The sequence below is a fragment of the Peribacillus simplex genome, from assembly GCF_900156045.1.
GTDB lineage: Bacteria > Bacillota > Bacilli > Bacillales > DSM-1321 > Peribacillus > Peribacillus simplex_D.
Map to the genome: position 1 here is coordinate 46674 of NZ_FTMX01000010.1, position 16527 is coordinate 63200.

The 16527-nt window shown below is 35.4% G+C and carries 13 protein-coding genes; 11 read left to right on the forward strand and 2 right to left on the reverse strand.

Annotation, left to right across the window (positions count from 1 at the left end; genetic code table 11):
* Positions 1-32 precede the first annotated feature (32 nt).
* A complete protein-coding gene (locus tag BW986_RS25200; RefSeq protein WP_076371944.1) occupies positions 33-626 on the reverse strand; it encodes a TetR/AcrR family transcriptional regulator in 594 nt (197 codons plus the stop codon).
* A gap of 665 nt (positions 627-1291) precedes the next feature.
* On the opposite strand from BW986_RS25200, the gene BW986_RS25205 reads away from it, so the two are divergent.
* The 4 genes from BW986_RS25205 (at position 1292) to BW986_RS25220 (ending at position 5353) form a co-directional block, all read left to right on the forward strand.
* A complete protein-coding gene (locus BW986_RS25205) occupies positions 1292-1474 on the forward strand; it encodes an aspartyl-phosphate phosphatase Spo0E family protein (protein WP_076371946.1) in 183 nt (60 codons plus the stop codon).
* Positions 1475-1639: 165 nt separating this feature from the next.
* Entirely contained in the window at positions 1640-3157 is a 1518-nt protein-coding gene (locus BW986_RS25210) for a spore germination protein (protein WP_076371948.1), read from the forward strand.
* Between the two features lie 34 nt (positions 3158-3191).
* Positions 3192-4265: a Ger(x)C family spore germination protein gene (locus tag BW986_RS25215; RefSeq protein WP_076371950.1), complete on the forward strand. Its 1074-nt coding sequence runs from the start codon at positions 3192-3194 to the stop codon at positions 4263-4265.
* Positions 4265-5353 (forward strand): GerAB/ArcD/ProY family transporter, encoded by a 1089-nt coding sequence (locus BW986_RS25220; protein ID WP_076371952.1) that lies wholly within the window; start codon positions 4265-4267, stop codon positions 5351-5353. Before BW986_RS25215 ends, BW986_RS25220 begins: the two co-directional genes overlap by 1 nt.
* A gap of 557 nt (positions 5354-5910) precedes the next feature.
* Here BW986_RS25220 and BW986_RS25225 read toward each other — a convergent pair.
* A complete protein-coding gene (locus tag BW986_RS25225) occupies positions 5911-7239 on the reverse strand; it encodes an MFS transporter (RefSeq protein WP_076371955.1) in 1329 nt (442 codons plus the stop codon).
* Between the two features lie 1470 nt (positions 7240-8709).
* Here BW986_RS25225 and BW986_RS25230 point away from each other — a divergent pair.
* From BW986_RS25230 to BW986_RS25260, 7 genes are all read left to right on the forward strand, one after another.
* A complete protein-coding gene (locus BW986_RS25230) occupies positions 8710-10056 on the forward strand; it encodes an LLM class flavin-dependent oxidoreductase (RefSeq protein WP_076371957.1) in 1347 nt (448 codons plus the stop codon).
* Between the two features lie 96 nt (positions 10057-10152).
* A complete protein-coding gene (locus BW986_RS25235; RefSeq protein WP_076371960.1) occupies positions 10153-10476 on the forward strand; it encodes a hypothetical protein in 324 nt (107 codons plus the stop codon).
* Positions 10473-11915 (forward strand): aldehyde dehydrogenase family protein, encoded by a 1443-nt coding sequence (locus BW986_RS25240; protein ID WP_076371961.1) that lies wholly within the window; start codon positions 10473-10475, stop codon positions 11913-11915. The genes BW986_RS25235 and BW986_RS25240 overlap by 4 nt, the downstream gene beginning before the upstream one ends.
* A gap of 185 nt (positions 11916-12100) precedes the next feature.
* Entirely contained in the window at positions 12101-12604 is a 504-nt protein-coding gene (locus BW986_RS25245) for a flavin reductase family protein (RefSeq protein WP_076371963.1), read from the forward strand.
* Positions 12605-13180: 576 nt separating this feature from the next.
* Positions 13181-14164, forward strand: coding sequence for a thiamine pyrophosphate-dependent dehydrogenase E1 component subunit alpha (locus BW986_RS25250; protein WP_076371965.1), 984 nt, complete (start codon positions 13181-13183; stop codon positions 14162-14164).
* Between the two features lie 19 nt (positions 14165-14183).
* Complete coding sequence (locus BW986_RS25255) at positions 14184-15164, forward strand: alpha-ketoacid dehydrogenase subunit beta (RefSeq protein WP_179086168.1); 981 nt, start codon at positions 14184-14186, stop codon at positions 15162-15164.
* A 12-nt stretch (positions 15165-15176) separates the two neighbouring features.
* The gene (locus BW986_RS25260; RefSeq protein ID WP_076371969.1) at positions 15177-16517 is read left to right on the forward strand and encodes a dihydrolipoamide acetyltransferase family protein; all 1341 of its coding nucleotides are present in this window, start codon (positions 15177-15179) and stop codon (positions 16515-16517) included.
* Positions 16518-16527: the final 10 nt, after the last annotated feature.

Sequence of the window (16527 nt, forward strand, 5' to 3'; positions counted from 1 at the left end):
TTGGTGAATAATCTTATTGGAAAGGGACCTGTTTATCTCATTAATCCCTTTATTACCACTTCAAATAAGTTCTCTTGTTCATCTTTTAATGAATAATTGCCTTTATTTATGCTCCAATCATATAATATCCCCCTTATCACCCGGATAAGGATTGTACTCATCTGTTCAGGTGTTAAATCTTCACGAAATTCCCTCTTCTTCTGTCCCTCTTCACATAAATTGTACATAATCTGATTAAGTGGCCTGCCCGGAATTAAGAAAAAGCTTTCCCTCTCCGTATTCAATTCCTGTTCATAAATTGTTCGCATAACATCCCATCCCAAATTTATCTGCATGTACTCCATTTGCATGGAAAAGAACAATTTCAATTTTTGTTCCACTGATTCTAGATGATCCAGTTTAGGCAATAGCTCTTCAAAGTAAAAACCATCTATTTCTTTGAATTTCTCTAAAAAAATGTCGTGTTTGCTTTTAAAGTGATTGTAAAAAGCACCTTTAGAAGTCGATGTCCTTTTAATGATTTCATCAACTGTTACATTATTGAACCCTCTTTCATTGAACAACTCCAGAGCTGTCTTTAATATTTTCCTTTTTGTCTGTAATGCTTTTTGCTGTCTTAAATTCATAGACCATCAACCTTTCTAAAAATTTTAAATTAACTTGACAATAAGACCGTGGTCTGCGAAATTGTATTTTATAGACTATGGTCTGTTTTTTCGATAATCATATTTGAGTCAAAAAGCACCAATAAATAAAATCACTTATATAAATGAGAGATTTGTACTAAGTTAAAAGTGTTTTGGAAATTCTTAACTCGTAGTCGCCAACCATTTTTCCTTTTGGAAGTATTTAAGTTCTTGTTGTCATTAGAGATACTGAGTCACTCGAAAACAAGACCTTGGCACAACAGTAACCGTTGTCTATTTGTGACTATAGCAACTATAACTGTAATTATACTAAAAGTTCTGTACTTGAGATACGCTTTGGAATAGTAAAACGGTTACTCCATAGAGAAATGGGGAAATACGATGAACTTCAGTTAACAGAAGAGCATAAAATGATCTGTTAGATGGTGCGAGATTTAGCACGAAAAGAAGTACTTCCAGCATCATAGGCCAAATGGGGAAGGGGGAACACTAAATTTTGGTGGAGTCTTTATCTTTTTTGCAGCAGAAACTGCCCTAGTAGCTTTATGTACAATGATTCTTAAAGAGAATCAGATAAAGACTGTTGCTAAATATAATTTTTTTTATTCAACATATTGCAAAGACTCGGTGGGGAGTGTTTTTTTATGAAAGCTGTGAATCAGGAGCTAGAAGATATAGAATTACTACGTAAGAGCATGTATGATTTAGCTGAAAAGTACGGATTGACACACCCAAAGGTAGTAAGAGTCAGTCAAAAACTTGACCTTGCACATAATAAATTTATTCAACAAAGAGTTTGTACTTCAAATAATAAAAACGATAACTAATAACAAACTTGAATCACTCAAAAATGATGTTTTAGTAAAAACGGAATATATATAAGAAGTTGGTCACTTTGCATTTGATAAACAGTTTTTTTAGTAAGTCTAATATTTATATAATTGATTGTTAATACTAAGAATAAGACTAGTTTATTGAAGGTAGAAAAGGTGATGCCCGTGAAATATTTGTCCGGAAAAAAAACTGAATTTTCTCAAGAGTATTCAAGTTTAAAAGAACTTCTAGAGCAGGCTTCAAAATCGAGTGATTTTTATCAATTTACGTTCACGAATAAGTCTATACACATTAACTTCTATTACTATAACTCTCTTGTGGACGAAAAAAAAATTCATGAACATATATTACCTAGTATCCAATCTGAAAAAGCTAAAATAAAAAATTTACAGGATCTAATTAATCATATACCGATTGAAGGGATTGAAATATGTTCTGATCTTAAAGAAATCATACTTCATTTGACACAGGGCTATATTTATATCCAACTTGCTGGCAGGGAACATGAAGGCATTATTGTTAGCCTTGTGGATTTGAAGCGAGGATATAGAGATCAAAATGATTCAGAAAATGAGTACAGCGTGGTCGGGCCAAAGGTTGGATTCGTTGAAGATCTTAGTACGAATATTAATTTACTTCGGAAAAATATTGTATCTGAAAAACTTATTTTTGAGGAACATACAATAGGATCCATTTCAAAAACAAGGGTTGTTATTGCCTATTTAGAGGGTGTAACCAATCCTGAACATGTTAATACGGTTAGGCAAAGGTTAGTTGATTTGGATTTCGATATAGTTTATGACAGTTCAAATCTTGACCAAATTATTTCTGATAACTCAAAAACCCCCTTTCCTTTGTTATTTTCTACAGAACGAGTGGATCGGGCAACCTATATGTTATCAGCCGGGCAAGTAGCTATTTTAAGTAGCGGTTCTCCTTATCTGATTTCTGGTCCAACTACTGTATTTGATTTTTTTGTATCGCCTGAAGATTATTACCTCCCTTGGATATTGGGATCGTTTTTTCGTCTGGTTAGATACATTGCAGTATTATTATCAATTTTAGGAACTCCAATATATGTGGCGATTGTAACATTTCATTACGAGATGGTTCCGAAAGATTTATTAGGTCCTATTATTGAGTCAAGAGCAGATGTTCCGTTTCCCCCTTTGATTGAAGCAATCTTTCTAGAAATAACGATTGAGCTTTTACGAGAAGCAGGTGCAAGATTACCAACAAAAGTCGGACAAACATTAGGAATTGTGGGTGGTATTGTAATTGGGCAAGCTGCCGTACAAGCTGCACTAACGAGTAACATTCTTTTAATCATTGTTTCTCTTTCTGCATTATCATCTTTTACCACACCGATTTTTAAGATGTCAAATACGATACGGTTTTTAAGGTTTCCACTTATCGTGTTAGCTTCAATATGGGGTGGGTTTGGTATAATTGTTGGAATTACAGTTTTGCTGGGACATTTACTAAGGTTAAAATCATTAGGTACTCCATATCTTGTTCCATTATATCCTTTTCGCCCGACAGATTTAGGAGATACCTTTTACAGGTCATCTTTTAGTCTTACTTCAAAAAGACCTAGTTTTCTCCGACCCCTGCATCTACATAAATATAAGGTGAAAAAGAATAAAGATGTAATGGATGATTATAATAATGAATAAAACCCATTATTACTATATTGGAGAAAAATTATAGATGAGAAACTGGATAATTCTAATAGTTTTTTGCTTTATAACAGCAGGGTGTGATAGAGATAAGACAATTGATGAAATAAAAATTATACAAAGTTTAGGGTATGACATTGAAGGAGATAAAATTATAGGTAGTGCATCCTATCCAGTATATGTTAAATCCACACAGAATCCACCTGAATTTAAATTATTAACAGCAAAATCAGACACAAGTCACGGCATATTTACTTCTTTTACATATCAATCACCTTATCCAATTGAGATTGGACAAACTCGTTCAATATTACTTGGTGAAGAGTTTGCAAAAAGAGGTATTTCTGAGGTAATTGGTACTCTTGTAAGAGATCCGATTATGGGAAGCAATGCGAAGATTGTGATATCAAAACAATCAGCAAGAACTATACTAAGTGAAATGATGAAATATCCACCCTTTTACATGTCTAATATTATAGAGCAGAACATGGTTACCGGAAATATGCCACAGTCCAATGTTCATTCTGTATTATTTCAATATTATGGTGATGGTCAAGATATATCTCTTCCTTTTATTAGACTAAACGAATCGGGTTCTCTTGAAATGGACGGACTTGGCGTTTTTAAAAAAGATAAGCTAAAGTTACATTTAAATAATACGGAAACATTTTTATTCAAACTAATAACAAATAAAAAAATTCATGGTTATATGGAGTTCGTAACTGAGGAAAAGGAAAAGATTTTTTTAAAAGTCATGTACGGTCAAAATCAACTCTCAGTAGTAAACTCAGGAGACAAACCTAGAGTCAAACTTAATTTAACTCTTAACATTCTATTGAAAGACTTTCCTTCCGAATTGGACTTATCCAATAAAAAGGATGCACTACTTATAACGAATAAAACCGAAGAGCATTTATCTAAGAAAGTGAAAGAGTTAATAGAGACTTTCCGAGATAATCAGTTGGACCCTATAGGTATTGGTGATGCTTTCAGGGGAAAGGAAAGGGACTGGAACCAAAAAAACTTTGATGAAAAAATTTATCCAAACCTTAGTTTTGAAGTTTATGTAAAATGTAATTTATTACAGTCAGGAGTGGGAGACTAGTGAAACAAGTGGTTGAAGAAAAATACCTAGTCTCATCCTTTCTGATCTTTTTTTTAATTCATTCTTCTCAAACTGGTATTGGACTTTTAACTTTTCAAAGGATCATAATTGAGGATGCAGGATATGATGCCTGGATATCAGTCATTATTACAGGATTAAGCGTCCATCTGTTAATGTGGATGATTTTTAAGATGTTTAAAAGCCCAACAAATGATGTAATTTCTGTTCATCAATTTTGTTTTGGGAATTTTATTGGGAATATATTATCTATCCTTTTAGCCGCCTATTTTTTATTATTAGCAATTACTGTCTTTCGTACTTATATAGATATCATTCAGGTTTGGGTCTTTCCATTATTACCAACATGGGAACTTGGCTTGGTATTAGGTTTTATTATCTACTATTTAGTTTCTGGTGGATTTAGAGTATTAACAGGGATTAGTTTTTTGGGTGTTATACTTCCTTCTATTTTAATTTTCACTTTATTTTTCCCATTACAATACGCAAAATTTTCTAACTTGCTACCAGTAATGAATCATTCAGTCATTGATTTATTATATTCTTCAAAATCATCAACAATTATTTTTTTAGGATTTGAAACCTTACTCATTTATTTTCCATTTATTAAAAATCCTCGTAAATCAGAAAAGTGGGCTCATCTGGCATTAGTGTATACAACATTGTTGTATACACTAGTTACTTTGGTTTCTTTTGTGTATTTTAGTGAAGGACAATTGAAGCATACTCTATGGCCTACATTAGTTATGACTAAAATAATTGAATTGCCTTTTCTCGAGAGATTCGAGTACATCTTTATTTTTACTTGGTTATTAGTCATTATACCAACTGTATGTATACCAATTTGGTGTTCCACACGAATTCTAAAAAAGATTTCCAAAGTTAAACCAAAAATCTCGTTAATAGTTATAATGGTTCTAATTTTAGTTTGTTCAATATTTACAAATGAACGATTAAAAGTAGATGTATTAAATACACTTGTTTCTACAGTAGGATTTTATTTTGTTTATTGTTATATTCCGTTTCTATTCATTATTTCAAGTATTATCAAGAAGGTTCATAGAACTTAGAAAGGGAATGGAAATAAAGTACTGACAATTTCTACTGGGGTGATGGTGTTATGATTATTCCAACCCCGAGCGTCGTTTTAATACTTTTATAAAGAAGAAAATTGGATCATAGTGAATCTATTGTAGTACCTTTCCCTGTTTCTGTAAGTTAGCATCAACATAAAGAGAAGGAACGCCAACACGCATGCCTTCTGAAGAAGAAGTGCTTCAATCTCCCAAATGGTTGGATAAAAAAGGTGATGTTGAAAATTGAGCATTTTTACTTGGGTTTTACATGAAGATTCCTTGTGTAATCCCCAGTGGGCTGTAGTAGCTAACTAATGAAAATTAATTGCTAGTGTATTTCAGCCATTTTGGTAAGCCTTATATCAAGACTGTAGGCCAGATTAAACGCGGATGAGATGGCATCGGTATAATCAAAAAGGACAGCTTCATAGTAGAAGTCTGTCCTAAAATTAAATGAAGTTAATTCACTATTGTTTGATTAAATAGCACAAAGTAGCATTCCGTTAAAATCTAGTTAGTTTCTTATATTCACATTAGGTTTGCATTGAGCTCTAATTAAGATGTTCCTCTTTGTTCATCAATGGATTAGCAACAGTCGTTACCTGATTCTCTTTAAGAAATATTGCACAAATAGCAGCCAGTGCCGATACTGCGGCAAAAAAGATAAAGACTCCACCAAAATCTTGTGTTCCATTTGTTCCTACTTTTACTAAATAACCTGCGACAAGAGGAGAAACAAAAGCACCCATTTGGCCAATTCCATTAGCTAACCCCGTAGCGCTTCCAACTACATTCTTTGGATATCGTTTTGGTAAGTAAGCATAGATGGAGCCGCAGTTTAAGTTAACAAAGAAACCCACAAGCAAAAGTAGAAAAAGTAAAGAACTTGTATTCCCATTTTCGACCGATCCAAGCATCCATAACACAGGAATACTTCCTATATACCCGATTAAAGCAATAGGTTTCATACGATAAAGAACTTTATCCATCAGCCATCCTCCTAGCATCATAGCGAAGAAAGCAACGATGTAAGGCGCAGAAACTAAAAAGCCCATTTCTTTAATATTAAACCCATGCTGGGTAACCAAAAAAGTCGTTAACCAAGTTGTAGTTCCCCAATAAACGGCTAATTGGCAAAAAAGAAGCAGAGTATAGATATAAAAATGAAAATCTTTTAGGAAAAGACCATAGCTTTTTCTTTTCTCTTCCCTCGAGTAATTTTCATTAGGAGATTCGTTTTTGTCATCGATATCTTGATCCTTACTTAACCTTCCTTTATCGATCATTTCTTTTGGTGAATCTTTCACAAAATACCAAAGTAATATAATGCCAATAATACCTGGGATAGCAAGAACATAGAATACAGGTCTCCAATGCCCAGCGAAAAAGTAGAAAGAGATATTAGTAACTATGACGGGTACAACTGCGGGTGCTACTGCCCAGGATGTTGCGAAAAACGAAATTGCTCTTCCTCTTTCTTTTCGGGGAAACCAGTTGTTTATTGCTCGGATTGCTGGAGCAAAATGATGTCCCTCCCCTAATCCAAGACCAATTCTCAGAAATAAAAATTGTGTAAAGTTTTTAACTGCCCCTGTTAATGCCGTGACAAAAGTAAATACTGTAATTGCAATGTACATTACCTTTTTAGGACCAATTTTATCTGCAAGAAACCCTGCGCTTATTTGAGCGGCAGCATAAGCAAAGAAAAACACAGATGCAAGTTGCCCTACTTCAACAGGAGTTAAGTTTAAATCTTTCTGAATGAATGGCAGAAATGTTAAGACAGCCATCCTATCAAAATAATTAATAATATAGATCAACCAGAGAATGACAAGAACGACATACCGATATCCCCATGCTTTATTAATAACTTTAGCCAATTTTATCTCTCCTTTTTTATGAATTATCAATCAAATGCTCTTCTTTATTTCTTCCAGTTATCTTTAGAAGGGGTCTGAAAAGCTTTTGAGTCAGTCCCATCTAACTTGCATTCACTTTTGACGAAACACACGAGCCATCACCAGTAATGATCGTTTGATCAGATAAATCGAATAATTCTTGCGTTTTGTTTTATCTCCCCTAAGTTATTTTGATATTGTCTTTCCATTTTTCTAATTCAGGTCGCGCTATGTGGCGAACCTTCATTAGTTTAATCAGCAAGTTTTAGCTTTCTTGCATTTGCTGATTGTGCTCTAAGAGAAATATTTTTGCTCATGCCTGCTACTCTAAATTCCTGAATCGGACGGTCATTGTAATATAAGTTCCATATTTGGAGCGTTTACTTAATCATCGAAATGAAGGTCGTTAAACCACACCTTTGTTTTACAAGTCTTACCAAGACACTCTAAGATTTGAATGCGCTTACATGTATTCTCTAGTTAAATTCCGCAACGCCAATTAACCTATGCAATGATAAACTCTTCCGTGACCTAACCTACCCCTTTAGCGGTAGGAAATCCCTTTTCAAGAGATATTTGTTCAGAGGACGCTAAATTAGGCTCAGTTTATTGAAAAGAGGATCGTACTTTACCAAATAAAAGCGGTTTTAATAAATCCATAAAAACCACTTATTTGGATTAAAAATTTTTATTTTTGTTGTGTGCTGATTTAAAAATGATAATCAAGAAAGACTGCAGTCTATAAATAATTTTACAGACCGCAGTCTTCCTGTCAAGATAATTTTAAATATTCTGAAATGCCACCAATTCCCTAAATATCTTATTATTGCATGCAGCAAAAGATATTAAGAGGGGCTTTTTACAATCACTTTTAAAAGCAAGCACGATATTTTCTTCGAGAAAAAGAAAGAGATCAATGATTTTTACGTGGAAGAGCAACTGCCTACTCAATTAGTTAAAATCTGTAGAACATAGACTGACATTGTTCATTTCCATGCTGATGGATTACAGCAGAAAAATTTTGGGATGTTAAACGAGCAATTTATGAGCAAGAATAGATTACGGAGAGGGAAGCCCCTTTCTTAATTACGGTCAGCCACTTAATCAGATTATCAATTTATGTGAAGAGGTACAGAAAAAGAGGGGATTCCGTAAGGCTAACTGAGTGAGCAAAGTAATGTATAAGGAAAAAGTGTAAGCAATCTTATTCTTCCAATGGAGTTGAACAAGGTTGCTATTGTTGTTATAAGCTTTTCAATTTAATAATTTTCCGAAGATTTAAAATAAACTTGACAAATAGACCGTAGTCTGTGAAAATTATTTCGTAGACTACGGTCTATTTGGCGGATTAATTGTAAGCGTGTTCAATTGATGAAGGTATTTTCAAATACTCTTTTTATGACAAAACACAGCAGGTCTCCAACTATTAAATTATTAGAAGGGATGATTACAATGAGAAATAATAAGATTCATATTGGTGCATTTTTAAGTGGAACAGGATGGAATGTCGCTTCCTGGAAACATTCTGAGGCTATTACGGACGCTTCAGTTAATTTACCCTATTTAAAGTCTCTAACAAAAAAAGCTGAAGAAGGTAAAATGGACTTTGTGTTTTTTGGAGATGGGCTTTATATTAGTGAAAAATCTCACCCGAATTTTTTAGTGCGCTTTGAACCGCTAACCCTAATTGCTGCGCTTGCAATGGAAACTGAAAATATTGGATTAGCAGCTACTTTGTCAGCTTCTTTTAGTGAACCTTATAACGCTGCAAGACAATTTGCCTCTATAGATCGACTTAGTAATGGACGTGCAGGATGGAATGTTGTTACCTCTGCTTTAGATGGAACTCAAAGAAACTATGGTGGAAAACAACTTTTAGAGCATGATCTTCGCTATAAAATTGCTGATGAGTTTGTTGAAGTAGTAAAAGGACTTTGGGACTCTTGGGAAGATGATGCATTTATTCGTAATAAAGAATCAGGAAATTTCTTTGATAAAGAAAAATTGCATCGACTAAATTATGAAGGAGAATTTTTCTCAGTTCAGGGGCCCTTAAATATCGATCGTTCAAATCAGGGGCATCCAGTTGTTTTTCAAGCTGGTGGTTCAAAAACTGGTCGTGAATTTGCTGCCCGTCATGCTGATGCAGTTTTTACTTGGAGATCCACATTTGAAGAAGCCCAGGAGGTATATGCAAATATTAAAAAACTAGCTGAGGGATATGGGAGATCACCAGATGAAATTCTGATCCTACCTGAGATTGGTCCAATTATAGGAAATACAGCTGAAGAAGCAGAAGCAAAATATCAAGAAATTGCTAATTTAGTAGATGTAAAAGATGCATTGAACTTTATGAGTCGCTATTTTAGTGATATTGATTTGACAAAATATCCACTTGATGGCGAATTTCCTGACATTTGGGGATATGCAAAAAATGGGTGGGATACTCATATTACTCAAATAAAGCTGATGGTGATGGAAAGAAAGCTGTCTCTTCGTCAGGTAGCTATAGAGTTAAATACACCAAGGCATGAATTTATCGGAACACCAGAGCATGTAGCTAATCAATTACAGAAATGGTTTGAAGGCGGAGCTGCGGATGGATTTATGTTTTTAGTTCCAGTTTTACCAACTGGTTTAAATGATTTTGTAGATGGTGTAGTACCTATTCTGCAAGAACGCGGATTGTATAGAACAGAGTATGAAGATACAACACTACGGGGGAATCTAGGGTTGAGGGTACCTGAAAACAGAAACAGCCTAGTACATTTCAAGAGCACTAATGAAGTAAAGGGATAATATCTTAGATTTACTATGAAGAAAAAGCTTTTAACTCCACTATAACAATTGTTTTGCATTTGAGATTACAGAACAAGGTAGTAAGGAGGGAGGGATTTGCTAGTAGATATGGAAGAGACCTTACACTTGACTGATCATTCCTTTATTAATGTTTGTAACGAAAAATTTGGGATTAATAGAGGGGTATATAATACTATTGATGCTTGGTTTTACAAGCAAGGAATTAATAACATTCTAGAAAGACGTAATAGTATATTATCTTTTCTTGAATTTATTAAGAGGACATCTGAATTTAAAAATAACCGTTGTAAATTTGGTCCTGGTGGATTAGTAATAAAATTAGAAGAGTATCACTCTCAATATCTTCCTTTAGTTTCAGATAATGCATTTACAAAGTACGAAAGGTGGCTGAGAACATGACACTTAAAGATAAAGTATCAAAAAAACATTTACTTATTAATGGGGAATGGGTGGAAGCCAAAGAGTATAGTCCACTTCGATCTCCTTATTCAGGAGAAGTCATTGCTGAAATCCCTTTGGCTACAGAAGAAGAAACCGACCAAGCTATTGAAGCGGCGCAAAAAGCTACTAAGTTGATGGCAAAAATGCCAGCCCATCAACGTGCGAAAATCCTGGAAACATTGGCCCATCTTCTTGAAGAGCGTGCTGATGAAGCGGCTCAAATCATATCTATTGAGTCAGCCAAGCCGGTTACAACTGCTAAGGGAGAGGTGGCGCGAACAATTGAAACTTACAAGTTTGCGGCTGAAGAAGCGAAACGCATTCATGGAGAAACGCTTTCGCTAGATGCCGCTCGGGACGGTGAAAACCGACTTGGCTACACTGTACGTGAACCGATTGGAGTAATTGGGGCCATTACACCTTTCAATTTCCCTATGAATCTAGTTGCTCACAAAGTTGGTCCGGCAATTGCCGCTGGAAATTCCATTGTACTAAAGCCAGCTAGCCAAACGCCGTTATCCTCGTTGTTCATAGCAGAACTATTGCAGGAAGCAGGATTGCCGGCAGGAGCATTGAATGTGGTCACGGGTGGAGGAAGAGTGGTTGGAGACAAGTTGGTCAATGATTCTAGAGTAAGTATGATTACCTTTACTGGTAGTCCAAGAGTGGGGATAGGTATCCGCAATAAAGCAGGATTGAAACGAGTGACGTTGGAGCTAGGATCGAATGCGGCAGTTATTATTGACCGGGATGTAGACATCGATAAGATTATTTCTCGCTGTGTGACTGGAGCATTTTCAAACCAGGGACAGGTATGTATTTCTTTGCAAAGAGTTTATGCTCATGAAGAAGTCTATGATCGTTTTGTTGAAAAATTTATAGAAGCAACAAAACGATTAAGAATAGGTGATCCTCTTGATCCAGAAACAGATGTTTCAGCTTTAATTTCTCCGAATGATGTTGAAAGAACCGTCGATTGGATTCTGGAGGCAAAACAGGCCGGCGCCATTATAGCGACAGGCGGAAAATCAGAAGGTAATGTTCTTCACCCGACCGTCATATTAGACGCAGATACTCATTTAAAGGTATCTTGCCAAGAAGTGTTCGCGCCAATTGTTTTAATTAACAAGATTCAATCTATTGAAGAAGCAATTAATTTGGTCAATGATTCCAATTACGGTTTGCAAGCAGGAATTTATACTAACGATGTACGCACAGCACTGGATGCTGCAGAAAATTTACAAGTTGGTGGAGTTATGATCAATGATATTCCAACATTCCGCGTAGATAATATGCCGTACGGTGGAGTTAAAGAAAGTGGAACAGGCCGTGAAGGATTAAAATATGCGGTTGAAGAAATGACAGAAATGAAGCTAGTTGTATGGAACCGAAACTAGGTGCCCATAGTTTGAATGTAAAATAAGTTTGGTGGAGTACCCATTAAAGTATAAAAATAGAAGGCCCATTCCTGACAAATCAGAATAATGAAATTTTATTAGAATCACGAGTGGTCAGTCTGAAGGGGTCCATTGATATTGGAATGAGAATTTCTTAAAAAATATTAATGAAAAGAGGAGTTATGATGTCAAAAGAAAAAAAACAAAACTTATTTAAAGAAGTGATGGGTAATTATCCAACCGGAGTTACGATTTTGACAACTACTGACCGAGGGGGAAATCCTGTAGGGTTAACCGTGAATTCATTTGCTTCCGTCTCTCTAGACCCTCTCCTTGTTCTATGGTCAATAGATCACAAAGTATCTACAATCGAAGCCTTCACAGCTGGAGAAAAATTTGCTGTACATGTGCTAGCAGGAGATCAACAAGAATTATGTAAAACATTTTCTAGTAAAAATATCGACCGATTTAGTACATGTAAATGGAGCTTATCAAAGCATAAACTCCCAATTATTGATGGAGTGTTCGCTGTGCTTCAGTGCAAAACTTTTAATAAGATAGAGGCTGGTGATCATACTCTTTTAATTGGGGAAGTGATAGATATACAGATTGAAAAGAAAGATCCGATGTTATATCATAGAAGACATTTTGATTTCATTCCATCTGAATTTTATAAAGTTTCAAACTAAGAAAAAATAATAACTAGATTCCAAATTTATAAAGGTAATATCTGCCCCAGGAATAGTCTCTGTACGAGCTCCTTTTTATATGATTATGGAAAAGATTTTATCTATCATCGCATAACAGACTATCGAACTACGAGATTCTTCAAAAAATACAAGTGTTACGACCCTGTTTGGAGATTATCCTTTGTAGTTAACTTTCAACCATCCTTGGTTTTCCCCAGTAATGATAGGGAAGATATTTGGTGGATTTATGCTATTGTAATAGCCTATCGTTTGTCAGTACCGAAATCGCTTTGAGTTCGATAAGCTTGAGCAAGACTTAGAAGACAAAAATGTTAATTTTTGATAAGGATAAATAGACTTTTGAGGTGTAATTTGGTTAATACCAACAAATTGAAAATAAATATTTTGTTGCCATTTAATGATAATGCTAAATTATGCAAGGGAGAAGTTCGTCGGGTTATATAGTCAGAATTTTCTGGTATTTTGTAATTCCTGGGCAGAAGATTGGGCGAACTTCGCTAAAATTGCACTAATTAAAATAACAGGATTTTCATATAAGTTCTAGGAGGTAAATGTATGTCTAACGTAAATAAAGCATCTTCTTTTTCACCAGAAAAATTAAAAACTATGTTATACGACATGATGGTAATTAGAAGTTTTGAAGAAACAGTCGAAAAATTATTTCAACAAGGAAAAATTCATGGAACGATGCATTTATGTATTGGACAAGAAGCTACAGCGGTGGGAGCGTGTGTACCATTAACAGACAAAGATAAAATCACAAGTACTCACCGTGGACATGGTCATAGTCTTGCAAAAGGAACGAAAGTTAAGGGAATGATGGCTGAATTACTCGGAAAAGAAACAGGATATTGTAAAGGTAAGGGTGGCTCAATGCACATTGCTGACTTAGATGTTGGTAATTTAGGTGCGAATGGTATTGTTGCAGCTGGTTTACCTTTAGGAACAGGCGCAGCCTTAACGTCAAAAATGAAAGATTTAGGCTATGTCGTTGTATGTTTTTTCGGAGACGGTGCAACAAATGAAGGCGCATTCCATGAATCACTAAACTTAGCATCAATTTGGGACTTACCCATTGTTTTCTTCTGTGAAAATAATTTATACGGAATGTCAGGATCGATAAAAGAAATGACAAATATTGAAAACATCGCAGACCGTGGCATGGCATACGGTATTCCAAGTGAAACGATTAATGGCAACGATGTATTAGAAGTTGTGAATTCAACAGAAAAAGCAGTCGAAAGAGCAAGAAAAGGCGAAGGTCCAACTTTGATTGAAGCACACACGTATAGATGGAGAGGACATTCAAGAAGTGATGCGAGAAAGTATAGAACAAGAGACGAAGAAAAAGAATGGAAGAAAATGCGAGATCCAATCGCCCTATTTAAAAAACAACTAATTGAAGAAAACGTGATAACAGAAGAAGAATTTACCGAGTTGGATAAAAAAGTTCAAGCTGAAATGGATGAAGCAGTCGAATTTGCTGAGAATAGCAAGTCGCCAGGTTTAGAAACTTTAGAAACAGACATTTACGCATAGTGGAAAGGTGATGAATAAAGTGAGAGAAATTACTTATTTAGAAGCGATTAGAGAATCCATGAGTCAAGAGATGCGCAAAGATAATGATGTTTTTATTATGGGAGAAGATATCGGTATTTATGGAGGAGCTTTCGGATTAACAAATGGCATGATTGAAGAATTTGGTTCAGAACGAATAAGAATTACCCCTATTTCTGAGGCAGCTATCAGTGGATGTGCAGTCGGTGCAGCCATGACAGGTATGAGACCTATTTTAGAACTTCAGTTTTCGGATTTCGTTATGATTGCTACCGATAATATCGTTAATCAAGCTGCAAAAATGCGATATATGTTTGGGGGGAAAACGAGTGTTCCTGTTGTTATTAGGCTCCCAGGTGGTTCGGGTGCAGGATTTGCCGCACAGCATTCACAAAGTTTAGAAGCGTGGATGACGCATGTTCCTGGCTTGAAAGTGGTGCAGCCTTCAAATGCTTATGATGCAAAAGGTTTGATGAAAGCAGCGATTAAAGATGATAATCCTGTTTTGTTTTATGAGCATAAACTTCTTTACAATATTAAAGGAGAAGTGCCAGAAGAAGACTATGAAATTCCACTTGGTCAAGCAGATGTCAAAAAAGAAGGTACTGATATCACAATCGTAGCGACGGCTATCATGGTAAATAGAGCGCTTGAAGCAGCTGAAGAACTTGAAAAAGATGGTATTAACGTGGAAGTAATTGATCCTCGCACTTTAGTGCCATTAGATACAGAAACAATTTTAGAATCTGTTAAAAAAACAAGTCGAGTATTAGTTGTTTATGAAGCGGTTAAAAGGGGCGGATATGGCGCAGAAATTGCGAGTATGATTGTGGAAAGCGATGTCTTTGATTACTTAGATGCTCCAATTAGACGCCTTGGTGGAGTAGCTACGCCAATTCCATATAATCCAGAATTAGAAAAAGCAGCTGTACCACAGGTTAATGACATTGTTCAAGAGTGTAGAAAATTAATGAATAAGTAGGGAGGTGGCATAATGGCATCCGTAGTAGTAATGCCTAAATTGGGCGCAACAATGGAAGAAGGGACAATTGTCTCTTGGTTAGTTCAAATTGGAGAAATAGTAGAAGAAGGAGACCCTATTGCTGAAATTCAAACGGATAAAATAGTAATGGAGATTGAAGCAGAGACAACGGGTGTTTTACTAAAATCATTATACGATTCAGGCACAGTAGTAAGGGTGCATGAGGTAATTGCCTATTTAGGTGAAGAAGGAGAAAGTATAGAAGGCTTAGAAAAACAGTCACCAAGTGATTCTCATAAACCTGTTGAAGGGCAGAAACAAACGCAGACTGAAGATGAAACTATTTTAGAAGGATCGACAGTTAATGGTAATAATAAAATCAGAAGAACACCGGCTGCAAGAAAGCTTGCTGAAGATAATCAAATTAATTTAAGAGATGTTGAGGGATCAGGCCCGCTTAGGCGTATTCAAAAAATTGATGTTGAAAATTATTTAGAAAAGCAGGCTAAGAAAATCACACCATTAGCGAAGAAAATTGCTGATGATCAAGGTATCGAATATAACAATATTACGGGAACAGGTTCTCATGGGAAAATCGTTAAAGACGATCTTGTTCCATCAACTCCTGTAAGTGAAAAAGAGGAGAATTCAATAAGCAATCAAGTAATCAAACGAGTTCCATTTAAAGGCATGCGCAAAGTCATAGCGGAAAGAATTTCTAAGAGTGCCTATACATCTCCACATGTAACACTCTTATCAGAAATTGATATGACTAATTGTGTGTCTCTTCGTCAAGATTTATTGCCTGTTATTGAAAAAGCGGAAGGTTTAAGAATTTCTTTCAATGAAATTTTGATTAAAGCAACATCATTTGCTTTAAAGCAAAATCCAAGCATCAATATTTCAATAGAGGAAAAAGAGATTGTCTATCATTCGAATATAAATATCGGTATGGCTGTGGCAGTACGAGATGGCTTAGTCGTTCCAGTACTTAGAGATGTAGATCAAAAAGGGCTAGCTGCAATTACAAAGGAAGCTAAAAGGATTGGAAAACTTGCCCGCGAGGGAAAACTTTCTCCTGATGATATGCAGGGAAGCACATTTACAATCAGCAATTTAGGTATGTATGCCGTTGATGGATTCACACCGATTATTAATAGTCCAAATGCCGCTATTTTAGGCGTAGGACGTATACAAAAAAAACCAGTCATCGTGAATGACGAAGTAGCTGTTCGATCTATGATGAGCTTAAGCTTATCATTTGACCACCGAATTATTGACGGGGCCCCTGCAGCAGCATTCTTAACGGATTTAAAGGATGTACTAGAAAATCCATTCAAATTATTGATATAAGGTGGTGACG

Bases quoted from the DNA above. Each gene is read 5' to 3' on its own strand.
- BW986_RS25200 (WP_076371944.1), bottom strand. From the start codon at position 626: ATGAATTTAAGACAGCAAAAAGCATTACAGACAAAAAGGAAAATATTA.
- BW986_RS25205 (WP_076371946.1), top strand. From the start codon at position 1,292: ATGAAAGCTGTGAATCAGGAGCTAGAAGATATAGAATTACTACGTAAG.
- BW986_RS25210 (WP_076371948.1), top strand. From the start codon at position 1,640: ATGCCCGTGAAATATTTGTCCGGAAAAAAAACTGAATTTTCTCAAGAG.
- BW986_RS25215 (WP_076371950.1), top strand. From the start codon at position 3,192: ATGAGAAACTGGATAATTCTAATAGTTTTTTGCTTTATAACAGCAGGG.
- BW986_RS25230 (WP_076371957.1), top strand. From the start codon at position 8,710: ATGAGAAATAATAAGATTCATATTGGTGCATTTTTAAGTGGAACAGGA.
- BW986_RS25240 (WP_076371961.1), top strand. From the start codon at position 10,473: ATGACACTTAAAGATAAAGTATCAAAAAAACATTTACTTATTAATGGG.
- BW986_RS25245 (WP_076371963.1), top strand. From the start codon at position 12,101: ATGTCAAAAGAAAAAAAACAAAACTTATTTAAAGAAGTGATGGGTAAT.
- BW986_RS25250 (WP_076371965.1), top strand. From the start codon at position 13,181: ATGTCTAACGTAAATAAAGCATCTTCTTTTTCACCAGAAAAATTAAAA.
- BW986_RS25260 (WP_076371969.1), top strand. From the start codon at position 15,177: ATGGCATCCGTAGTAGTAATGCCTAAATTGGGCGCAACAATGGAAGAA.